Here is a 20,389-nt window from a genome sequence, read left to right as displayed (position 1 = left end):
AAAGGGGGGTGGCGTAGGCGTTGCCTATCCGAAGGATATAGCCTGGAGGGTTCAATTAGATGCAGCTTCAGAAAGAATTGGTATAACAAACGGGTTTTATCGTTCAATCTATGCGAGATATTACTTATAAAAAATTAGAGTTTTGAAGTGAAATCCTTAACCGCCTTTCTTGAATTAACCTAATTAAACTCAAAAACCGGGTTTTTATTTCAAACATAACTTATTAAAACTTATTATTTTAAAGTTTAATCTTTGGTTAGAAATTTGGTAAAATTAAAGTATAAATAGATTCTGGTGGTAGATATGTCTACATCAATTCAATTTATAGAAGGACTGAACGAAGATATTAGTGGAGTTAGCCTACGCAAACCCCGTAACTCCGATAAAAAAATTGTGGTGTTAACCTTTGAACGTTTACAAGCCGTCGAACAACTGCGGGCTTATCGCAAAGAAATCAAAAATTTATGGTTGCGGGATGAAGAAGGAGAAATCAAAGTTACCCCGACGGGAGTAAAATTTTTCTATGTCGGAGATGATGAACTTTCCAAAGTTGAATGTATCTTTGAAGTCGAATCGGAAAATATCTTTGAACGGGTGATGCGATTTTTAAACCGTTACGCCGAAGAAAACGGCTTTGAATATCAATCGAGTTCAAATCAATCGAATTAAAATAAAATTCTGAGGAAAAATTAATGCGCGAATCAATTACCGTTCAACAACTCACCGCCGAATGGATTACTCAGTCAGCATTTCAACCCTACGGACAAGTAATTTCCGCCTCAACCGATGGCAAAACCTACGATGAAACCGATGCTCAATTGAATCTCAAAAACGGTATACCGAGATTTTACATCATGCGACTCAACAAAAGAGGTCGCCAATTTAACAAAATTACCCGTCACGTTCAATGTACTCAATGTTTGGGGTCATTAGAAGGAAAAGAGTGGTTAATGGCGGTTGCACCCCCATCAGAAAGCGATGAACCGGATATGGAGAAACTCAAGGCATTCCGTATCCCTGGCAACTGTTTTATTAAGCTAGAAGTCGGAACGTGGCACGCCGGACCGTATTTCGACGATGAACAGATAGATTTCTACAATTTAGAATTAAGTAATACAAATATTGTCGATCATTTCAGTTACGATTTTAGCAAAAGTAAAAACTTACAATTTGAGATAGTTATTTAGACCTATTCGGAGAAAAATAGAGTTTGAAATCCGATGAAAATCGTGACTTTAGATACCATTATAAAATATTTATTATTGAAAGATAAATCAAACGTTATAGTTCCCAATTTTCTCCGATTCAATCAATTAATATAGAGATAGAAGCTGTCAGACTCGAATAAGAGCTAAAAACTATGGGTTGGCTAAAGTCTCTCGCCTTAAGTATTGTGCCTGCTGTGTTGGTTAGTTTACCCGCAATGGCGGCGGAAACGATAGTGTTTCCTGTCGGGAAAATGAACCTGGAGGTTTCCATCGATACCTTAGAAAATTACGCAGAAACCGGTTTACTTCCCGATAATAAACCTTTAGAAACCTATCTCAATTGGTTAACCCCGAGTGAACAGCGACAAGTCCGCGAATTATTAAAAACTCGTTACTCTTTTGACTCCGAAGCCACAGCCCGACTGTTAAAATCTCCGATGGTTGCTTCTTTTTTAGAATACGTTGGAGGCTTGATTAAAACGGAATCTGGCGAAAACGGTTCGGAGGCGATTTATAGTGCAGTAATGGCAGCAACTACCAATGATCCAGAAGGGTTTAATATTCTTGAGATTTTGCGCCAATTCCCCGCAGAAAGTATTCATGTCGATCTCGAAGAAGCCCTCGATACAATGGTGCGAGTTGTCTCTTTAATTCGCCAAACCAATACCGTTATTGCCTCTTTAGAAGAATTGGCATCAGCCGAAGTTTCCGCTTCAAATCCGGTTGATTTTAACCAAATGCCAGACTTACGCCAACGGGGGGCGCTTGAAGTTTCTAAACAAACGTTATCCTTATTTGATTGGCAGCGAAATCGCCAATTTGAAACGGATTTTTACCTGCCAACTGCGGTACAAGAAAACGCCACAACAGAAAAGTCAATTCCCGTTATTGTTATTTCTCACGGTTTAGCTTCCGATCGCTCTCGGTTTGAAGATTTAGCAAGACATCTCGCTTCTTACGGGTTTGCGGTTGCGGTTCCCCAACATCCCGGTAGTGATTATCAAGCCTTGCAAGAATTACTCGCAGGAGAAAGAAACGATATATTTGAAGTGAATCAATTTATCGATCGCCCTCACGATATTTCCCACTTGCTGGATTACCTAGAACGATTGAACAAAAAAGAACTCAAAAATCAGTTAAACTTAGAAAAAGTAGGGGTTTGGGGTCATTCTTTTGGGGGATATACAGCCCTCGCTTTGGCAGGTGCAACCATTGATTTTGAGAAATTACAGGGTGATTGTACGCCTGAAAATAAAATTGTGAATCCCTCGATGTTTTTGCAATGTCGGGCTTTAGAATTGCCTCACAGTGAGTATCAATTTCGCGATCCGCGTGTGAAAGCGGTTGTTGTTCTTAACCCCGTTAATAGCGGAGTTTTGGGTCAGTTAGGATTGAGTCAAATTTCGATTCCTGTAATGATGGGGGCGAGTAGCGGTGATTTGTTAGCCCCTGCGGTTATCGAACAAATTCAAACCTTTACTTGGTTGACTACTTCCAATCGTTATTTAGTCATTAAACGGGGCGACAGTCACTTTTTTGATGTCAACAAATCCAACATGAGTGAAATTCCGGGAATGGGGGGATTGTTATCGCCCGGAGTTGAGGTTACTCGCAATTATATGAACGCTTTGAGCGTTGCCTTTTTTGGTTCCTATGTTGCCGAAGATCTCCAATATAAACCCTATTTGCAAGCCGCCTATGGTCAGGCTATTGGGGAAGAACCCTATACGTTAAGTGTTCTAAAATCCCTCACTCCCACAGAGTTTTCTAAGGTGATTAGCGGGAATACTATCGGAAATTAACCCTATAATTTTAGCGGGGAAAAATTGGCGATCGCATTTCGAGTTCAACGCCTGGGATTAAAATCCCCGTCTAAAAATTCAAGTCTTCTCAAGAGGACTAATGGGTAAAAGTTTAATATTGCCAGTCCCTTTGAACGGATTTCTCTTATTAGCCAGGAAATTGATTTCCTGGTGTCTTTTTCTGTTTAAACATCAAAGTTTGAGTTCCTGGGATTACAGGTTAGAGATTTTTCAGCTTAAATTTTTAATTCTGTTCAAATGCGATCGCGCTATACTAATAGATAAATACTAGATAAATACTGAGGCTGAAAAATGTTATTAGAATTAAAACGAATAGATGTTCCTCCCGGTCATAAAGTTCGATTCACAGACGTCAGTTGGCTGGAGTTTGAGACGATTTTAGAGGAGTTGGGAGAACATCGGGCTGCTAGAATTGCTTACGATCGCGGAACTTTAGAAATTATGACCCCTTTACCTGAACACGAAGTTGACAAAGTTTTTATCGGTGACTTTATCAAAGCTTTACTCGAAGAACTGGATATAGAATTTTATCCCCTCGGTTCAACAACGTTTAAAAATGAGTTGATGAAGCAAGGAATAGAACCGGATGATTGTTTTTATATTGAGAATGAAGCCGCAGTTAGAGGCAAAGATCGGTTGGATTTAACGAGTGATCCTCCCCCGGATTTAGCTTTAGAAATAGATGTCACTTCTCGCACCCATCCAAAGATTTATGCGGCGTTAGGAGTCCCCGAACTATGGCGGTTTGAAAAGGGAAAACTGCAAATTAATCTCTTAGAATCGGGACAATATGTGGAGTCAGAATTGAGTCCCCATTTTCCCAATTTACCAATCAAAGAAATCATTCCCGAATATTTAAAGCGGGTGAAAACTGAAGGCAGAAATAAAACCATGAAAGCCTTTAGAACTTGGGTAAAAGAACAAATTGCAAATGCTGACGTTTGAATTCTAGCCCGGACTGGATTAGATTCCTAGTCAAATTTAATTAATTGGTGTATAATCGACACAGCGATCGCCAAACTTTTCGCTTCAAATCAGCGATAATAGAAATAGGCAAAAATCGAGTATCCTAAGAGAACTGCAAACTCATCCCCCTGAATTATGAGACTTGAGGAAGCTGTAGAATTTGCTGAAAACCCCGAACCCCGTTGTCCTTGCGTGTTGTTGTTGGACACTTCCGCCTCCATGCAAGGAGTACCCATCGATGCCCTCAATGATGGCCTCAACACCTTTAGACATGATTTAGTTCGCGATGAATTGGCAAAAAAACGGGTCGAAGTTGCCGTTATTTCTTTCGACAATCAGGTTAAAATTCTACAAGATTTTGTCACGGCCGATCAGTTTGAACCCCCAATGTTAACCGCCCAGGGTCAAACATTTATGGGAACGGCGATTAACCAAGCCCTAGATTTAGTTGCCGCCCGGAAATCGGAATATCGCAATAATGGTATAGCCTATTATCGCCCTTGGGTGTTTATGATTACCGATGGGGAACCGCAGGGCGAGTCTGAACGAATGGCCGAACAAGCCGCCCAACGCATTAAACAAGAAGAAGCCAACAAACAGGTTGCTTTTTTTGCGGTGGGAGTGGAAGGGGCGAATATGGAACGCCTGAGTTTGATTGTCGAACGCGCTCCTTTAAAATTAAAAGGATTGGACTTTCGAGAAATGTTTATTTGGCTGTCTGCGAGTATGCAAATGGTGTCTCATTCCAAAGTCGATGAACAGGTTGCTTTACCGCCACCGGGATGGGGAGCCGTTTAATCCAATCCGTTCATTTGTAATGATTATTCGCTGATTTTTGAGCCTTTTTTTACGGGATATCCCATGTCAAACTGCGACTCCAACTGGCAAATTGTATCGGCATCCGTGCGGGGAACGAGCCACGAAAAATGGGATCTTCCCTGTCAGGATGCTCACTGCTACCAAAGATTATCTAATGATATTTTAATTGTGGCGGTGGCTGATGGGGCGGGTTCGGCAAAATTATCAGAAATTGGCTCAAAAATTGCGGTGGAAACGGCTGTTAATACCCTGGCTCAAACCCTTAGTTCTCCATCTTCCCAACCCGAAGAAATTAACTGGCAAGAACGGTTAATTGAGACGTTAAATGCGGCAAAAATGGCAGTGCAAGCCGAAGCGGAAGTTCAAGAAGTCGAAATTAGAGAGTTGGCTACCACGCTAATTGTAACGCTCGCCACATCCGATTTTGTTGCCGTTGCTCAGGTGGGAGATGGGGCGGCGGTTGTCGAAGATAAAACCGGAAAAATAGAGGCAATCACCCAACCGGAACAGGGTGAATATTTGAATGAAACTAAATTTTTGATTGGGTTTGATGCGGTGGAAACGGCACAAATTCGGGTGTGGGAAGGCGAACCGGCTCATTTGGCGGTTTTCTCCGATGGCCTGCAAATGTTAGCGCTAAAAATGCCGGCCGGAACTCCTCATAAACCTTTCTTTTCGCCCCTGTTTCACTTTATCTCAACGGTAACAGATGAAACAGAAGCTCAAGAACAGTTAGAGTCTTTTTTGCGATCGCCTCGGGTGACTCAACGAACCGATGATGATTTAACCTTAATTCTGGCTACATTATAACACATTAACTTATCAAAAATCACCTCGGGCGAGCGAATGTTGGGTTTTTGAGGACGGTTTTTGAGGTGTGCATAAAAAATCCGGTTATGGGAGAGTAAATGGGTATTCAGTTGTATTATCCTAAAAAGGGATGGATGCGCTCGTTCATTGTCTCTCTTAACCGCCATGAATAAACGTTTTCTGCTCAAAATTCTACTACGTTTGAGTTTAGCTATTCTCTTAACACCCGCTTTATTATACTTAGCATTACACCTAAGACTCCCCCTACCCACCGCCAAACAACAACAGCTTTTTCAAGGAATTAGTTATCAACGGATTCGCCGTTTTAAACCGGATGCTTTAATGATTCATCTGGTTAAAATTGACTTGACAGACCCCGGAATTAAATTCTTAGTTACACCGGGAGAACCCGGAGATGATCGCCGAGAAATTGCGGCTCAAACCACATCGGATTTTTTACAAAAATATGACTTACAACTGGCAATAAATGGCAGCTTTTTTCATCCTTTTTATGTCAAAAGCCCCATCAATTATTTTCCCAAAAAAGGAGAGCGAGTTAAAATTTTAGGACAGGCAATTTCTAACGGTCAGATTTATTCAAACGTCAAGAAAGGGTGGTCAGTCCTTTGTATTTCTTCCGAAAACCGGGCGCAAATTTACCCGGATACTTGTCCGGAAAATACCCCTCAAGGCGTGGCTGGAAATCGGATTTTAATTGAAAAAAGTCGGCCCGTAAAATTCAAAAAGTTTTCAGATTATCATCAAAAATTTCCGCGAACTGTCGTTGCAATTGACAAGTCAGGGGAAACTTTATGGTTAATTTTAATTGATGGTCGTCAACCCTTGTATAGTGAAGGTGTAACCTTAGGAACTTTGACCGATATTATCATGGAAATAGAAGGCGTTGAAACGGCGTTAAATTTGGATGGTGGCGGTTCCACAACTTTAGTCATTTCCCAGGGAAACAAGCCAAAAGTTTTAAATGCACCCTTTCACAGTCGGATTCCAATGCGTCAGCGTCCCATCGCCAATCATTTAGGAATTTACGCTTCACCTCTGGAAAACAAATAAAACAGATGAATTGTTTTGAAAACATCTGAAATGATTTTCACTGAAACTTGATAAAAGCCTCTGTTTGACTTACTGTTTTTGCGGGCAGAGGCTTTTCAAGAACGTCTTAAAAATTGAAGTTTTCCGGCGGGTTACGAGTTTGAACTTCCAGTCTCCCGGTGTAGCTGAAAATTACTTCAAATTCAGCAAACTTAACCGTCGTATTTTCTGAATCTTTCAGATTATCGGGTTCAATGAATTGGGGGAGAGGTGTATTCTCAAGATTATCTTGAGCAATGCTATTAATGGGAGTATAAGCAATGATCGCTCCCGTTTCATCAACGCGAACCACATAAATAGAAGTTTCGGTGACGGGAATTGTCCAGGTTTGATCGAGACTGTCAAAAAGTTGCTGTTCTAAACTGTTTAACAGAGCGGTATCGGTAATTTTTTCCGGTTCGGTTACTGCGGTTGATAACGGTGGTGTGCTGACATCACTTTCAGCAACATCTGTTGAGGGAGCAACCTTTGCAGAGGGTGATGGGGTGACATCACTTTCAGGGACATCTTTTGAGGGAGAAACCTTTTCCAATGGGGAAACTTCCTTTTCGAGTCCCTCTTGGGATGAGTAACTGTAATCTCCAGAAAGGATAGATAGTGTTGTCGATGCACTCATTAGCATCACAACCGCAAAAGTAATCAGAGTGGGAGAGGAAGGAGGTTCGAGAGTCCGTTCCTCTTGTTCTAATCGAGCTTGAGGGTTCACAGAAGAATGCCCGGGTTGGTTAGTGTTCATTATACCCCGTTCGTATGCTGATCTTAAAAAGATTAACTTTGTTTCTAGGATAACTCCAGTTCCAGGACATTTTTCCCCTCAGCTATGGACTTATTGTGAATTTAGCCAACGTTCGATCATACTTAAAAAAAAATATTTTGTCAAATACCTTTACAAAATTTAATAATATGTTACATTGATATACAGATAGAAAAGTTTGAGGAAAAAAATATGACAACTCGTGGTTATAGCGTCGAAGAAGGCGGACGTCTGAACAACTTTGCAGTTGAACCCAAAATGTATGTTGACGACACCCCCAAAACCGGATTCACTCAGTACGCAGAGAAGTTAAACGGACGTTTAGCAATGATTGGGTTTGTATCCTTAATTGGTTTAGAAGCCATGACCGGACAAGGAATTGTTGGCTGGTTAACAAGCCTGTAAACGCCCTGTAATTACACGCAGATGAACACTCATCGTCTTAACTGGGGGGGTTATCAGCCGGTGTGATCTCGAACTCAAAAAATAAGTTGACTCACCGAACCCCCCTTTAGAGAGAGTGTAAAATACTCAAAGCTATTCATAATAGATATCAGTATCAAAGAGTAGCCGCAGTTAATTTTAAAATAAAAGTTATTCTAACTTGTACTCAGAAAGAAATAGATTTCTGGGGTCTTTTTATTGGGACAATCCCCTTTGTGGCAATTCTTGATATTAATGTTTAAAATATTCAATAGTTTTAGCCAATACCCCTTAAAAATGCCCCACTAGGGGATTGTCAAGCTCTACTCAAACTTGTTTCCTATACTTTAGAACGTTCGTAATCTGGCATCAGGGATGAAAAAACAGTTATTAACCTTTGGAAGTGTCATCTTTTTAGCTTCAGGAGTCCTTTGGGGGTGTTCTCAAACCCCAACCCCAGAAGCCGAACAGCAAATCGAAACCGCTCCCGAAACTCTGCCTCCCACAGGCGAAGTTGGTACAATGCAGTTTCGGGCCAACGGAGAAGATTTTGTTCGCCAGGGTTTTGTTACCAAAGACGGTTGGCAAGTCAACTTCGATCACATTTATGTTAACTTTTCAGACGCCAAAGCTTACGAAACCTTTACCCCTTACGATGCGGAAGCGGGCGGCGACCCCCAGGCCAAACAAACCATTAGTTTAGTCGTTAACAAAACCGTTGACTTAGCTGAAGGCCCAGAGAATGCGGAAACCATTGTTGTTAACGAAGTTCCCGCTCCTCCGGGGCGGTACAACGCTCTATCTTGGGAGATGGATGAAGCCGAAACTGGACCGGCTGAAGGCTACACAATGGTTTTGCAAGGTACGGCCACCAAAGAGGGTCAAACGGTACCTTTTACGCTGAAATTTGACCAAGAATTAGCGTTTGTTTGTGGAGATTTTGTCGGAGATGAACGCAAAGGCATTTTAGAACCCGGAGGCACCGCACAGTTAGAAGCAACTTTCCATTTTGATCATTTATTTGGAGATGGAGAAGCTCCCCCAGAAGATGAAATTAATACGGGGGCGTTAGGATTTGATCCGTTAGCAGAAGCGGCTCAAGGCGGTTCGTTAGATGCCGATTTAGCCACCTTAGAACAGCGACTTTCTCCAGAAGAATATCAGACCTTAATTGCAGTGTTTCCGAGTTTGGGTCATGTCGGGGAAGGTCATTGCAAAGAAACCCAACTTACCGCTCAGAATAATTAAAAAGAAATCATTCGTTAAATCGCGGAGTCAGGAGTTGAGGAGTTGAGATTGAACGGCAGCAAGAAACCAAGATTGAAGTCGAAAACCATCGAGAAAACTAGACGTAGGAGAGAATGAAGATGAAAAGTAAATTAATTCTATTGCTCATGTTATTTTCGAGCTTAGGTTGGTCAGAAAAAGCCTTGGCTCACGGCGTTAAAATCGAACATAACACGACTCAAGCGATTGAGATTAACGCCAAATATGACACCGGAACGCCCTTAGAAAATGCTCAAGTTACCGTTTATGCACCGGATGACCCGACAACCCCTTGGAAGCAGGGAACAACCGACGAACAGGGTAATTTTGTCTTTACTCCCGATCCCTCAAAAACGGGATATTGGGAAGTGAAAGTTCGACGAGCCGGACACGGGGGTTTAACGAGTATTCCGGTGGGAACCGAAACAAATAACGCTCAAGTTTCACCTTCTGAACCGACTTCTGAACCCACCGCCAACCCCAATAATCAGACAAATAATCAGACTTCTTTTTATTCTCAAGCCAGTCAAGGGCTGAGTCCAATTCAAAAAGGGTTAATTATTGGATCGGTTCTCTGGGGATGTGTGGGAACGGCTCTGTTTTTCTCTAAGTTTAACTTCAATCATTCATCGGATCAAAATACGTCCAATGTGAGACAACAAGAGTCTGAAGGCTGAATTAAAATTAGAGCGTTGAATCAATTAATCGCGTAATCTCATGCACATTTCAGAGGGAATTCTCCCGGCTAAGGTTTTGATCGGAGGATATGCGATCGCGGGTTTAGCGACGTGGTATTCTTTGAGGGAAATTAATAAAAAAAGTAATCCCACAGAAGGAGTCCCAAAAGCGGCTTTATTGACGGCTGCTTTTTTCGTCTCCTCCAGTATTCACATTCCCATTCCTCCGGCGAGTGTTCATTTTGTTCTCAATGGTTTGTTGGGTGCGGTGTTGGGTTCTTATGCGTTTCCGGCGATTTTAATTGGCTTATTATTTCAAGCCGTTATGTTCGGACATGGAGGGCTGACAACATTAGGAATTAATGCGGTAATTATGGGAATTCCGGCAATTATTGCGGCTCAAATTTTTCAGTTGCGCCACAGCATCGGAGGGCGATTAAAACCTACTATTTCCCTCAATCTTTTCGCCTTTTTAGCCGGCGCAATTGGAATAGGACTTTCTGTCTTATTGTTTTTTGGATTAACCATTACCAATATTCCTTCAGATTTTGACGCTCAAACCGAACAAAGGGCGATTTGGGGGTTAATCTTGGCTCATATTCCTTTAATGGGAATTGAAGGCATTTTTACGGCGATGGTGGTTAGTTTTTTACAGCGAGTTAAACCCGAACTTTTACCCGGTTAGGACAAAGCATGAGATTTGCACTGGATGAGTACGCAAACCTGAATTCACCGATTCATCGTTGGCATCCGCAGTATAAACTGATTGGATTATTTGCGTTAATGTTTGCCTATGCGATGGTTGAGGATTTGCGTTTACTTCCGGTCATTTTAACCCTCACAGCGATTTTATATCTTTTGTCTCGGTTGCCCTTATCTTTTTTGTTGACTCGATTACGTTATCCGGGTATTTTTCTAATCGGTATTGTCGCGGTATTGCCTTTTTTTTCCGGTCAAACGATTCTCTGGGAATGGGGAATTATCACCTTAAGACAAGAGGGACTTTTGGCGGTTGTTTTGATTGTTTGTCGGTTTTTAGCTATCTTTATCACGGGTTTGGTTCTGTTCGGTAGCGGTTCGTTTTTGAACCTGATTAAAGCCATGCGATCGCTCGGTTTATCGCCCATTTTAGCCGATATGATGTTATTATCCTATCGATATCTATTTGAACTGGGTTATCAACTTAATACCATGCAACGGGCTACCCGACTGCGAGGCTTTAAACCGACTCAATTGAGTTGGCGAAATTTACAAGTATATGCGGCTTTAGCGGGGAGTTTGCTGGTTCGTAGCTATCAACAATCCCAGGAGATTTATAAAGCCATGCAATTAAGAGGATATGGCACTTCTATCAAATCTATAAACTCCAAACCTTCCCTAGATGTTTATAGCTTGACCGCCTTAATTATTACTTTAGCAATTGTTGCCGGACTGATCGGATTAGAATTTTTCTTATTCTAAGTTATGTGTTATCATAGAGAGGAAGAACGAACCTTGAGCCATAGAACACCCGAACGACTCAATCATTCTGCAACCGCAGTAGAACCCGAAAAAAGCGGAATTGTTGTCGAAGATTTAGTCTTCAGTTATCCCAATCAAGATCCGGTTTTACAGGAAATTTCCTTGACCCTAAAACCCGGCGAACAAATTGCCTTACTCGGGAAAACGGGAACGGGAAAAAGTACCTTAATGGAAAATTTAGTTGGGTTAAAACAACCAAAATCCGGTAAAATATGGATACAAGGAATTTCTCTAGAACCGAAAAATCTATTTGAAGTTCGGCGTAAAATTGGGTTTGCTTTTCAAGAACCCAACGATCAGCTATTTATGCCCACCATTTTAGAAGATGTAATTTTTGGGCCTTGTAATTACGGAGTTTCTACAGAAGAAGCCAAAGAACAAGCTTATCAACTGCTAGCAGACTTTGGACTCGCAGACGTCAGCGATCGCCCCGTACACGAACTTTCCGGGGGACAAAAACGGTTGGCGGCGTTGGCGGCTATTTTAGCCTTGAACCCGTCAATTTTGATTTTAGACGAACCCACAAACGGCCTCGATCCTTGGTGGCGTCGTCATCTGGCCGAAATTTTACCCGAGTTACCCGTAGAAGTGCTATTAATTGCTTCTCACGATCTCAATTGGGTTAGGAGAGTCACCCAACGCGCAATGGTGCTACAACAGGGTAAAATTCACGTCGATATGCCCACCGAACAATTATTACAAGATCCCTCTGCGTTAGAAAGTTGTGGCTTACCGTTAGATTATTAGGGCGAAGTGGATTTGTAAATAGGTCATTATACTGATGTCCAATTTGAGAAGTTTACATTTAACGAAAAGAAGTAGCGATGACGGCTAAAAGACTGCTACTCTTGTCTCTACTGCTAGCAGGAGAGTGATTCTGCTGGTTTATCATTATGTTTTGATGTCATCTCAGGAGGCCAATATGCCCGATCCTAAAGTAGAAAGCACAACCACCCCCACTTCTGTCAATGTCAACACGGCGCCGGCCGACCCGTTGACCCAAGCCGCACTGGAGGAAGAAACAACCACCACTCAGTTTGACGAAATCAAAGCCAAAGTCGTTGAAGTCCTCGCCGAATTTCCGGCTTATGTCTCCGGTTTTTTTGAGGAATACCAAAAACCGATCATCACAATTCTGCTCATTTTAGCGGCCATTGTGTCCCTGAGAGTGTTGTTTGCGGTTATTGATGCCCTCAACGATATTCCTTTACTCGCACCAACTTTTGAGTTGATTGGTATGGGATATTCGGCTTGGTTTGTTTATCGCTATTTGCTGCGGGCTTCCAACCGTCAAGAATTGTCCCAAGAATTTCAAGCGTTCTGGGAACAAATCACCGGAAAAAAATAATCCCACAAGCGTAATTTTTTTTAGGGTTTACACTGACAAACTCTATTGTATTCAATCTCCATCTATTGTTAGGGGTGGGGATTTTTTTTATTATATCATTCTAGTCTAACTAATTAACCAGTAGGTTGGGTTGAACGCAGTGAAACCCAACATTTTTAAACTCCCAGCCAATTCAGATTGATTGTGATAAAATCAATTAAAATTAACTCAAAAAAACAATATTAAAATTAAAGTGATTGTTTGGCAAGAAGATAACGTTTGGTGTGCGAGTGTTCCTGCGTTACCGGGTTGTCAGACTTGGGGCGAGAGTTACGAACATTTAATCGAAATGCTTAAAGAGGCGATCGAAGCCTGATTATAAGTAGCCAGCGAACAACAATCTCAAAGCTAACAAACAAAAATTTGCAGTTATTTTATTCGGTAAAATCTGTAATCGGAATCAGTGTAACACCGCAATTAATCGCAGCATTAAGTTGGCGATCGTCAACCGTAATTAAAGGATAATCTAACTGCAATGCTAAAGCAATATATAGAGAATCGTAAATAGCTAATTGATGAGTTAACCCAATATCTAATGCAGAAGAGAGTAAGTGGTTAACAGAAGCTACATTAAAAGGGATAGATTGTAAATCCCGAATTAGTAATTGTGCTTGTTCTTCAGGAAGTCCATAGAATCTGACTTGTTTCCAGATAACATTTGTACATTCTAGTAAGCAAAATTCAGGAATGTAAAACCGATCTCCTTTCAAGAGACGATTAAAAAGGATTCGGACTTGTGGAGTATATTCTTGCTGAATAAATCGCTGAATAACAATACTCGCATCAATAATATAATTATTCATTATTGATGACGTTCCTCCTGTAAGAGTTGTAAGGTAGAAGGTGCAGAGGAAGGGGGATTCCAAATATGAGAGTCAATCGAGTTAAATATTTCTTGTAATTGCTGTTGCTCGGGAGTTTTTTGTATAACTTGATGTTGTATCAGTCTTTCATCGACAATAGAAATAACTAGCCTTTTTAATTGTTCAATGCTGAGATTGGAAAGAGGTTGTGGTAACATGATCTTTATCCTGTACGATTATTATCATTATAGTCTAATAATATTCATGGCGATCGCGTTAATTCACCTGTAGCTTGGGTTTGACTGCGTTCAACCCAACATTTTTTCTACTCAATTTAAGAATTCAGTAAAAATTATTTCCTCAGCCCAATTTTCCTAAAGATTAAACATTTGCTTGACCTCATCCAAAGAAACTGAAGGACTATCTTTTTCCTCTTTTTTAACCGTTCTTAAGTCCTGTAAATCTTCCAAATCTTCTAAAAGTTCTTGAATTTTTACAAATTCCTCATAAGGTAATACAACATATTCCTTTCCATTTTTACTCAAAAACTTGGGATTAAGTTGAATCATAATTTACCTCTTACTTCAAATCTTCGATAAATCTTTAAGATTCATCAGACAAGTCATCTGCTGTCATGGGCGCTTGAGAACTATGACGCACATATAAAATGTATACTGTTGCGTCTCGAATCGTAAACAGTACCCGGTAAACGTTTCTAGATTTTCCACACAGCAGTTGACGGACTTCTTCGGGGAAAATTTCATGTTCAATGGCTAAAGCACAACGCTGAGGTTTTTCTTGCAGCGTTGCAATTTTGTTCATTAATTCACGAAACCAGCGATCGGCAAATTCTGAATTTCGTTCTCGATACCAGGAATAAGCTTTCTCAATTTGGGCTTCTGCAATTGGAGTAATTTCAATCTGAAATGTCATACTTTTGTTGCATTTCTTGGATAAAATTACCAATTGGGCGAGTTTGACCGTTGTTGACTTCCTCAAAGCCTTGTTGAATTCCCGCTATTGTTTCCAACTGTTCAATCAATTGGCGTAACTTAACCGGGTCAATTTTGTCAGGGTCGAGAAAGGTTACAAGTACCTGGGTACTGCTAATGTCTTGGGGGAGTTCACTTAATTGAATCTGCCCATCTCGATAAAAGCCTTCAACCGTTTTTAGCATAAGTTGATACAGATAATGATTGCTCTTAGCTCATTATACTCGTTAACCTGTAGGTTGGGTTTAGCGCAGTGAAACCCAACATTTTTAAACTCCAAGCCAATTCAGATTTATCCTGATAAAATACTTCTAATCATAGCATTACATTAGAATTGCTAATTAGATCTAGGAAGATCACGCAATTTACTCTTAGAAAGCATATCAACTAAAGATGCTGGATCAATTTTAGCATCTTTGTATGCTTGCATAGCACGTCTGCGCCAATCTAGGTTAGCTTCTCCTGGAAAAGTTGTTCTTAGCTGTCTAACCTTAGAAGTCGCCTTCTCTGCCCACTTCCTAAATTCTGTTATATTCCAGTAACATACCTCTTTCGTAAAAATTACAGCACTCTCTTCAATTTTTGTACAGGGTGTAACCATAACAGTAATAATTTCTGCTTGTTTAGAAAGCGTAATGTTTTCATTATTGTTAATCCAATCAGAATGACCTGCTGCTTCTTGAACTTTGTTTTTCCCAATTATAGTTTCGCGTTTTGCCCCGGAATGATCTTCAAATACAATACATAAATCTTCACCAGCAATCCACCAAGGATCGGAAGCACCCTTAGCTTTAGAGTTACCTGCTTCATAACCTAATAATTGACCAAGGTTTTTATGAGCCATCTCAAATTTTTTTGAGTTTTCTGGTCCATCTTTGTTGAGATCTTCAATAATCTTGTTAACCTCTGCTTCAAATTTTCGATTATTAGCTGTACCTAGTTTCGTCAATTGATTGGCTAAACCTTCAATCACTTGACCTAATCTTTTATCTGTATTTTTTTGACAATCTTCCTCGTAGTCAAGTGATAATCGAGAAATCTCAGAAAACCAATGAACTTCAGGAGCAACTTTAGCCGCTCGTTTAAAGTTATCCCGTGCTATGCTTTCCATAGAAGCTATTCCCTGTTTTGCACCTAGCCAAGCAGCACTACCTGCCAGGTAATACCAAAAGGCTCTATATCCTTCTACGTCATCTCCCTGAAGATGATTTAAAACTTCTCGACACTCATCAATAGCAGCTTCAAAGTTGTTATTCCAGAGAGCATACTGATATTTTACTTCATGGGAAACAGCAGATTTCAATTTATCCAAGGCAGGTATTTTTTCTTGAGATAATTCATCTCTCAGTGAAATAATATCCTTGTCTGCATCATTCCATTCTTCTTCGTGCTGAAAAAATATTTTTAGAATATCTAGAAAATTATTTTCATCACTTTCTTTGGATTGTTCAAGACCAAATTCTATTTCAGCTTGAAGCTCTGGGTGTAATAATTTTCTCTGACTCTGATCTTGTAAAATCTTAGACAACTCATCACCAAAAATCACCACTGCTGCGTAGTCTGTTGCTGATCTTGTACATCTTCCAACTGCTTGTATAATTCGAGTGATAATTCTATCTTTTAAAAGGACATCAGCCGCTAATCGTGTTACGATAAACTTCTCTTGCAAATTAGTTGTTTTCTGGAGATTATGAATAATAAGTAGACGACATTCATCTCCCGGTAAATCTATGCCATCATATCGATTTGCAACAACTGCAACTGCTTTCTCTGCCGAAATAAAATCTTGCTTCGATTTTTCAATTTGTGAGGCATTAAAGATTTTATATTGCGTTTTTTCTGAAATGGATTTGCCTAATTCACTCTCTGTACTTTTATCTGGAGTCAGAATAAGTGAACGATTTGTGGAGCAAATCATCTTATATATCAAATCTAAGGAAGAGTTTTCATCAAAAGAGCTTTCTGGAAACAAGAAGAATCTTCGACCAATACCTTGTTGATCCCATCCATCAGGAATCGTTAAACGTACTATATTTTCTACACCAGTCAGACGTTCTAATTCTCCCCCTTCTCCTAAAGTTGCGGACATATAAAGACGTTGTTTTCCCAAGGAAAAGGGCTTATGTGTTCTTGTAGGGGGTATGAGAGGTCTAAATAAAATTGTGTTGTAACTCAGATATATATGGCAAGCATACAAATGATCACGAATGACAGACCAAGTATATTTTAAATCAGAATCTTTTATCTGTTCATCTAATAGAGAAATAAGTTCTGATAATAGCTTATATTCATAAAGTAGAGGTGTTGGAACTTTTTCGATCCACTGTGCATCATAAATGTCTGATGACGAAGAAATTAATCGTAAATAATGAGATTCAGATAAAGTCGGCTTCAAGTAATCAATTAATGCTCGAAATACTTCCCAGTTATTCTTCCGATCAATTAAAAGAGACCAATACTTTGCAATGTAGTTCTCGGCAGAATGGGCATCATCAAGAATGATCACATCTGCATTTTCAAAAAATGAATTTGTATTGAATAAGCCACTGTAAGTTGTTACTGCAATTGTTTCTGCATTACGATATTCTAATTTTTTACTGGGATCATATTCTGCTTGCTTGCCAGTAAAAAGGTTGGCTTTAATCCCATACTTATTGATTGACTGCTCAACAACTTGATGAGCGAGTTGCTTAGTGGGACAAAGATATACAACTTTTTCTCTGAAGTGTCTTAATCGCCATTCTCCAATTAACAGACCCACCAAGGTTTTACCACTACCCGTTGGAAGTTGTAAAGCAACATCTGATTGATCGACAGCATTCTTATGATATTCTCGAATGATGTCTGCTTGATGAGCCAGTAGCCCTTCTATTTTACGATTTTTGTAATCCCGATAAAGTGTTTCAGGAGTTTCTGTAGAAAGGTTAGAGCGATGTATTTTCTTAAATGGCATTTTTGGAATCCTTTGTTTGCACTATGATTATCTAAATAAACATCATTTTAAATCGAAAGGTGGGCAAACGCCCACCCAACAATCTTAGCTTAACGCACCCGCAGGAATACCAAGAATCTCGTCAATTTTTGGCATCTGATCAACCGGAATAACGCGCCCTTCATCTTCAAAACCTTCAATTTCATTGAAGTTAAGATAACGGTACAAATCCGCAGCAAACGGGTCAAGTTTCTTCGTAATAATCTCCTTGTATTCCTCAACCGTTGGAATGCGTCCTAACAACGCACAAACCGCAGATAATTCCGCCGAACCCAAATAAACTCGCGCATCTTTACCCATGCGGTTGTTGAAATTTCGGGTCGAAGTAGACATCACCGTAGCGCCATCTTCAACCCTTGCTTGGTTCCCCATACACAGCGAACATCCGGGCATTTCCGTTCTTGCACCCGAGGCCGCAAATACACCGTAAACCCCCTCATTTCTTAACTGCTGTTCGTCCATGCGTGTTGGAGGACAAACCCACAGGCGAACCTTCACTTTTTCGCCTTCCAACACCTTCGCCGCAGCCCGATAATGGCCGATATTCGTCATACAAGAACCGATGAACACCTCATCAATTTTATCCCCCGCACATTCGGACATTAACTTAACATTATCCGGGTCGTTCGGTGCGGCAACAATCGGTTCTTTGATTTCGTTCAAATTGACTTCGATAATATCGGCATATTCCGCATCTTTATCGGCTTCCATTAACTCGGGATTCGCCAACCATTGTTCCATTTTAGCAATCCGACGGGCTAACGTTTTACTATCCTGATATCCGCGTGCAATCATATTCGTCATCAACGCAATATTTGAACGCAAATATTCAGAAATCGTCTCAACACCCAACTTAATTGTACAGCCCGCACAGGAACGTTCTGCGGTGGCGTCGGTCAATTCAAAAGCCTGTTCAACTTTTAAATCCGGCAACCCTTCCATCTCCATAATTCGACCGTTGAACACATTTTGTTTGTTCTCTTTTCCAACGGTTAACTTACCCTGTTGCATCGCCACCCAAGGAATAGCATTAACAATATCCCGCAGCGTTACGCCCGGTTGTAATTCGCCCGTAAACTTCACTAAAACCGATTCCGGCATATCCAACGGCATCACGCCCAAAGCCGCAGCAAACGCCACCAAACCCGAACCTGCGGGGAAAGAAATTCCCAACGGAAAACGGGTGTGAGAATCGCCCCCAGTTCCGACAGTATCCGGTAACAACATTCGGTTTAACCAAGAGTGAATAATACCATCGCCGGGACGCAATGCAACCCCTCCCCGAGTTGCGAAGAAATCGGGTAATTGTTTGTGAGTGTTAATATCAACCGGTTTCGGATAAGCCGCAGTGTGACAGAAACTTTGCATCACCAAATCGGCCGAAAAACCCAAACAAGCGAGTTCTTTTAACTCATCTCTTGTCATCGGTCCGGTGGTATCTTGAGAACCCACAGTTGTCATCATCGGTTCGCAGGAAGTTCCCGGACGAACTCCCGGTAAACCGCAGGCTTTTCCAACCATTTTTTGAGCGAGAGTAAAGCCTTTTTTGCTATCTTCCGGCATCGTTGGACGGGTGAATAAAGTTGAGGGTTGATAACCCAAAGCTTCGCGAGTTTTATCCGTTAAACCCCGCCCAATTAATAGGGGAATTCGTCCGCCGGCGCGAACTTCATCTAATATGGTTTCGGGCTTTAACGTAAAGGTAGAAATAACTTCTCCCGATTCGTTGGTAATTTCGCCTTTGTAGGGATGAATAGTAATCACATCTCCGGTATTCAGAGAAGTGACATCGCATTCTATCGGTAAAGCACCGGAATCTTCGGCGGTATTAAAGAAAATTGGGGCAATTTTTCCGCCCAAAATATAACCGCCCGCCCGTTTATTCGGAACAAAAGGAATATCATCGCCAATGTGCCACAACAGCGAATTAATGGCCGATTTCCGAGACGAACCCGTTCCCACAACATCGCCAACGTAAGCCACCGGATGACCTTTTTGTTTAAGTTCCGCAATAGTTTTGAGTCCGTCAGGCATCCGTGACTCCAACATCACCAAAGCATGGAGGGGAATATCGGGGCGGGTGGTGGCGTGGGGGGCGGGGGATAAGTCGTCGGTGTTGGTTTCGCCCGGAACTTTGAATACCGTTATCGTAATAGTTTCCGGAACTTTCGGACGCCGGATAAACCAGTCGCCTTCCGCCCAGGCGTCTATCACTTGTTTGGCGTAGGGATTGACTTCCGAGAGGGCGAGAACATCGTTAAAGGTGTCAAAAGCCAGGGTGATTTTACTGAGGGCTGTGGCGGCTTCACTGGCTACGTTAGAATCGGGGGATTTGAGGAAACTAACCAGCGATTGTACATTATAACCCCCGATCATGGTTCCCAACAGGTCGATCGCCCCTTGAGGAGACAGCAGGGGACAGTCAATTTCTCCCTTGGCGACTCCGGTTAAAAATCCCGCTTTGACGTAGGCGGCTTCATCGACTCCGGGGGGAATGCGATCGCGTAGCAAGTCCATTAAGAATTCTTTCTCCTCCTCTGGGGGGTTTTTCAGGAGTTCGCAGAGTTCGGAGGTTTGTTCGGCGTTGAGGGGTAAGGTCGGTATCCCTAAAGCTTCTCGTTCGGCTGCGTGTTGACGATAGGCTTCTAGCATAGTTGATGTTCTCCATATAGGTATCTTTGATTATGGTATCGATAAACCCCCCAAGTTTGTAGATGCAAAAAATACGGTTATTTTCTCTTGTGGAAATATTCACAACTCTCCATACTGAGAGAAATTTCGTTATTTAGATGGAAAATTGTGTTACAAATATCTGTTGATAATAGATTAACATGACCA

23 protein-coding genes are annotated in these 20,389 nt (G+C 41.2%); 15 read left to right on the top strand and 8 right to left on the bottom strand.

The window, feature by feature from the left end; all coding sequences use genetic code 11:
* Window positions 1–303 precede the first annotated feature (303 nt).
* From psb28 to ACL6C3_RS00280, 7 genes are all read left to right on the top strand, one after another.
* The gene (gene psb28, locus ACL6C3_RS00310) at window positions 304–669 is read left to right on the top strand and encodes a photosystem II reaction center protein Psb28 (protein WP_413164275.1); all 366 of its coding nucleotides are present in this window, start codon (window positions 304–306) and stop codon (window positions 667–669) included.
* 23 nt (window positions 670–692) lie between these two features.
* Window positions 693–1,187: an ureidoglycolate lyase gene (locus tag ACL6C3_RS00305; RefSeq protein WP_413164274.1), complete on the top strand. Its 495-nt coding sequence runs from the start codon at window positions 693–695 to the stop codon at window positions 1,185–1,187.
* A 173-nt stretch (window positions 1,188–1,360) separates the two neighbouring features.
* Window positions 1,361–3,010 (top strand): alpha/beta hydrolase, encoded by a 1,650-nt coding sequence (locus ACL6C3_RS00300; protein ID WP_413164272.1) that lies wholly within the window; start codon window positions 1,361–1,363, stop codon window positions 3,008–3,010.
* Window positions 3,011–3,322: 312 nt separating this feature from the next.
* Window positions 3,323–3,976 carry a Uma2 family endonuclease gene (locus ACL6C3_RS00295; protein WP_413164270.1) on the top strand — a complete coding sequence of 218 codons (654 nt, stop codon included), beginning with the start codon at window positions 3,323–3,325 and terminating at the stop codon, window positions 3,974–3,976.
* A gap of 156 nt (window positions 3,977–4,132) precedes the next feature.
* The gene (locus tag ACL6C3_RS00290) at window positions 4,133–4,795 is read left to right on the top strand and encodes a vWA domain-containing protein (RefSeq protein WP_413164268.1); all 663 of its coding nucleotides are present in this window, start codon (window positions 4,133–4,135) and stop codon (window positions 4,793–4,795) included.
* A gap of 63 nt (window positions 4,796–4,858) precedes the next feature.
* Window positions 4,859–5,626, top strand: a complete 768-nt coding sequence (locus tag ACL6C3_RS00285) for a PP2C family serine/threonine-protein phosphatase (protein ID WP_413164266.1) — start codon at window positions 4,859–4,861, stop codon at window positions 5,624–5,626.
* Between the two features lie 165 nt (window positions 5,627–5,791).
* A complete protein-coding gene (locus ACL6C3_RS00280; protein ID WP_413164264.1) occupies window positions 5,792–6,697 on the top strand; it encodes a phosphodiester glycosidase family protein in 906 nt (301 codons plus the stop codon).
* Window positions 6,698–6,803: 106 nt separating this feature from the next.
* On the opposite strand, the gene ACL6C3_RS00275 is transcribed toward ACL6C3_RS00280, so the two are convergent.
* Window positions 6,804–7,442, bottom strand: coding sequence for a hypothetical protein (locus tag ACL6C3_RS00275; protein WP_413164262.1), 639 nt, complete (start codon window positions 7,440–7,442; stop codon window positions 6,804–6,806).
* Between the two features lie 240 nt (window positions 7,443–7,682).
* On the opposite strand from ACL6C3_RS00275, the gene ACL6C3_RS00270 reads away from it, so the two are divergent.
* From ACL6C3_RS00270 to ACL6C3_RS00235, 8 genes are all read left to right on the top strand, one after another.
* Complete coding sequence (locus tag ACL6C3_RS00270; protein ID WP_413164260.1) at window positions 7,683–7,895, top strand: high light inducible protein; 213 nt, start codon at window positions 7,683–7,685, stop codon at window positions 7,893–7,895.
* A 393-nt stretch (window positions 7,896–8,288) separates the two neighbouring features.
* Window positions 8,289–9,161, top strand: a complete 873-nt coding sequence (locus ACL6C3_RS00265) for a DUF4382 domain-containing protein (RefSeq protein WP_413164258.1) — start codon at window positions 8,289–8,291, stop codon at window positions 9,159–9,161.
* A gap of 119 nt (window positions 9,162–9,280) precedes the next feature.
* Window positions 9,281–9,856 carry a carboxypeptidase regulatory-like domain-containing protein gene (locus ACL6C3_RS00260; RefSeq protein WP_413164256.1) on the top strand — a complete coding sequence of 192 codons (576 nt, stop codon included), beginning with the start codon at window positions 9,281–9,283 and terminating at the stop codon, window positions 9,854–9,856.
* Between the two features lie 40 nt (window positions 9,857–9,896).
* The gene (gene cbiM / locus ACL6C3_RS00255) at window positions 9,897–10,541 is read left to right on the top strand and encodes a cobalt transporter CbiM (RefSeq protein ID WP_413164255.1); all 645 of its coding nucleotides are present in this window, start codon (window positions 9,897–9,899) and stop codon (window positions 10,539–10,541) included.
* Between the two features lie 8 nt (window positions 10,542–10,549).
* Window positions 10,550–11,317, top strand: a complete 768-nt coding sequence (gene cbiQ / locus ACL6C3_RS00250) for a cobalt ECF transporter T component CbiQ (RefSeq protein ID WP_413164253.1) — start codon at window positions 10,550–10,552, stop codon at window positions 11,315–11,317.
* A 33-nt stretch (window positions 11,318–11,350) separates the two neighbouring features.
* The gene (locus tag ACL6C3_RS00245) at window positions 11,351–12,124 is read left to right on the top strand and encodes an energy-coupling factor ABC transporter ATP-binding protein (RefSeq protein WP_413164252.1); all 774 of its coding nucleotides are present in this window, start codon (window positions 11,351–11,353) and stop codon (window positions 12,122–12,124) included.
* Between the two features lie 154 nt (window positions 12,125–12,278).
* Window positions 12,279–12,725, top strand: a complete 447-nt coding sequence (locus ACL6C3_RS00240) for a CAAD domain-containing protein (RefSeq protein WP_413164251.1) — start codon at window positions 12,279–12,281, stop codon at window positions 12,723–12,725.
* 232 nt (window positions 12,726–12,957) lie between these two features.
* Window positions 12,958–13,080 (top strand): type II toxin-antitoxin system HicB family antitoxin, encoded by a 123-nt coding sequence (locus tag ACL6C3_RS00235; RefSeq protein WP_413164250.1) that lies wholly within the window; start codon window positions 12,958–12,960, stop codon window positions 13,078–13,080.
* A gap of 58 nt (window positions 13,081–13,138) precedes the next feature.
* Here the strand turns inward: ACL6C3_RS00235 and ACL6C3_RS00230 are convergent, their stop codons facing one another.
* The 7 genes from ACL6C3_RS00230 to acnB form a co-directional block, all read right to left on the bottom strand.
* Window positions 13,139–13,567, bottom strand: a complete 429-nt coding sequence (locus ACL6C3_RS00230; RefSeq protein ID WP_413164248.1) for a type II toxin-antitoxin system VapC family toxin — start codon at window positions 13,565–13,567, stop codon at window positions 13,139–13,141.
* Window positions 13,567–13,785 (bottom strand): hypothetical protein, encoded by a 219-nt coding sequence (locus tag ACL6C3_RS00225; RefSeq protein ID WP_413164247.1) that lies wholly within the window; start codon window positions 13,783–13,785, stop codon window positions 13,567–13,569. Before ACL6C3_RS00225 ends, ACL6C3_RS00230 begins: the two co-directional genes overlap by 1 nt.
* A gap of 156 nt (window positions 13,786–13,941) precedes the next feature.
* The gene (locus tag ACL6C3_RS00220; RefSeq protein WP_413164245.1) at window positions 13,942–14,136 is read right to left on the bottom strand and encodes a type II toxin-antitoxin system Phd/YefM family antitoxin; all 195 of its coding nucleotides are present in this window, start codon (window positions 14,134–14,136) and stop codon (window positions 13,942–13,944) included.
* Window positions 14,137–14,170: 34 nt separating this feature from the next.
* Window positions 14,171–14,500 (bottom strand): type II toxin-antitoxin system RelE/ParE family toxin, encoded by a 330-nt coding sequence (locus ACL6C3_RS00215; protein WP_413164244.1) that lies wholly within the window; start codon window positions 14,498–14,500, stop codon window positions 14,171–14,173.
* On the bottom strand, window positions 14,484–14,744 hold the full coding sequence (locus ACL6C3_RS00210; RefSeq protein ID WP_413164242.1) for a hypothetical protein: 261 nt from the start codon (window positions 14,742–14,744) through the stop codon (window positions 14,484–14,486). The genes ACL6C3_RS00215 and ACL6C3_RS00210 overlap by 17 nt, the downstream gene beginning before the upstream one ends.
* Window positions 14,745–14,896: 152 nt before the next feature.
* A complete protein-coding gene (locus tag ACL6C3_RS00205) occupies window positions 14,897–17,512 on the bottom strand; it encodes a DEAD/DEAH box helicase (protein WP_413164241.1) in 2,616 nt (871 codons plus the stop codon).
* Between the two features lie 84 nt (window positions 17,513–17,596).
* Window positions 17,597–20,203 (bottom strand): bifunctional aconitate hydratase 2/2-methylisocitrate dehydratase, encoded by a 2,607-nt coding sequence (gene acnB, locus ACL6C3_RS00200; protein WP_413164239.1) that lies wholly within the window; start codon window positions 20,201–20,203, stop codon window positions 17,597–17,599.
* Between the last annotated feature and the right edge of the window lie 186 nt (window positions 20,204–20,389).

It is taken from the genome of Capilliphycus salinus ALCB114379, from assembly GCF_047276495.1.
GTDB classification, from domain to species: Bacteria; Cyanobacteriota; Cyanobacteriia; order Cyanobacteriales; family Microcoleaceae; genus Capilliphycus; species Capilliphycus salinus.
Note: the sequence above shows the minus strand (reverse complement) of the source record. Positions and strands in the feature narration are given on the sequence as shown.

Excerpts from the sequence above, each read along its gene's own strand:
- psb28 (WP_413164275.1), top strand. The coding sequence starts at position 304 with ATGTCTACATCAATTCAATTTATAGAAGGACTGAACGAAGATATTAGT.
- ACL6C3_RS00305 (WP_413164274.1), top strand. The coding sequence starts at position 693 with ATGCGCGAATCAATTACCGTTCAACAACTCACCGCCGAATGGATTACT.
- ACL6C3_RS00300 (WP_413164272.1), top strand. The coding sequence starts at position 1,361 with ATGGGTTGGCTAAAGTCTCTCGCCTTAAGTATTGTGCCTGCTGTGTTG.
- ACL6C3_RS00295 (WP_413164270.1), top strand. The coding sequence starts at position 3,323 with ATGTTATTAGAATTAAAACGAATAGATGTTCCTCCCGGTCATAAAGTT.
- ACL6C3_RS00290 (WP_413164268.1), top strand. The coding sequence starts at position 4,133 with ATGAGACTTGAGGAAGCTGTAGAATTTGCTGAAAACCCCGAACCCCGT.
- ACL6C3_RS00285 (WP_413164266.1), top strand. The coding sequence starts at position 4,859 with ATGTCAAACTGCGACTCCAACTGGCAAATTGTATCGGCATCCGTGCGG.
- ACL6C3_RS00280 (WP_413164264.1), top strand. The coding sequence starts at position 5,792 with ATGAATAAACGTTTTCTGCTCAAAATTCTACTACGTTTGAGTTTAGCT.
- ACL6C3_RS00270 (WP_413164260.1), top strand. The coding sequence starts at position 7,683 with ATGACAACTCGTGGTTATAGCGTCGAAGAAGGCGGACGTCTGAACAAC.
- ACL6C3_RS00265 (WP_413164258.1), top strand. The coding sequence starts at position 8,289 with ATGAAAAAACAGTTATTAACCTTTGGAAGTGTCATCTTTTTAGCTTCA.
- ACL6C3_RS00260 (WP_413164256.1), top strand. The coding sequence starts at position 9,281 with ATGAAAAGTAAATTAATTCTATTGCTCATGTTATTTTCGAGCTTAGGT.
- cbiM (WP_413164255.1), top strand. The coding sequence starts at position 9,897 with ATGCACATTTCAGAGGGAATTCTCCCGGCTAAGGTTTTGATCGGAGGA.
- cbiQ (WP_413164253.1), top strand. The coding sequence starts at position 10,550 with ATGAGATTTGCACTGGATGAGTACGCAAACCTGAATTCACCGATTCAT.
- ACL6C3_RS00240 (WP_413164251.1), top strand. The coding sequence starts at position 12,279 with ATGTCATCTCAGGAGGCCAATATGCCCGATCCTAAAGTAGAAAGCACA.
- ACL6C3_RS00230 (WP_413164248.1), bottom strand. The coding sequence starts at position 13,567 with ATGAATAATTATATTATTGATGCGAGTATTGTTATTCAGCGATTTATT.
- ACL6C3_RS00225 (WP_413164247.1), bottom strand. The coding sequence starts at position 13,785 with ATGTTACCACAACCTCTTTCCAATCTCAGCATTGAACAATTAAAAAGG.
- ACL6C3_RS00220 (WP_413164245.1), bottom strand. The coding sequence starts at position 14,136 with ATGATTCAACTTAATCCCAAGTTTTTGAGTAAAAATGGAAAGGAATAT.
- ACL6C3_RS00215 (WP_413164244.1), bottom strand. The coding sequence starts at position 14,500 with ATGACATTTCAGATTGAAATTACTCCAATTGCAGAAGCCCAAATTGAG.
- ACL6C3_RS00210 (WP_413164242.1), bottom strand. The coding sequence starts at position 14,744 with ATGCTAAAAACGGTTGAAGGCTTTTATCGAGATGGGCAGATTCAATTA.
- ACL6C3_RS00205 (WP_413164241.1), bottom strand. The coding sequence starts at position 17,512 with ATGCCATTTAAGAAAATACATCGCTCTAACCTTTCTACAGAAACTCCT.
- acnB (WP_413164239.1), bottom strand. The coding sequence starts at position 20,203 with ATGCTAGAAGCCTATCGTCAACACGCAGCCGAACGAGAAGCTTTAGGG.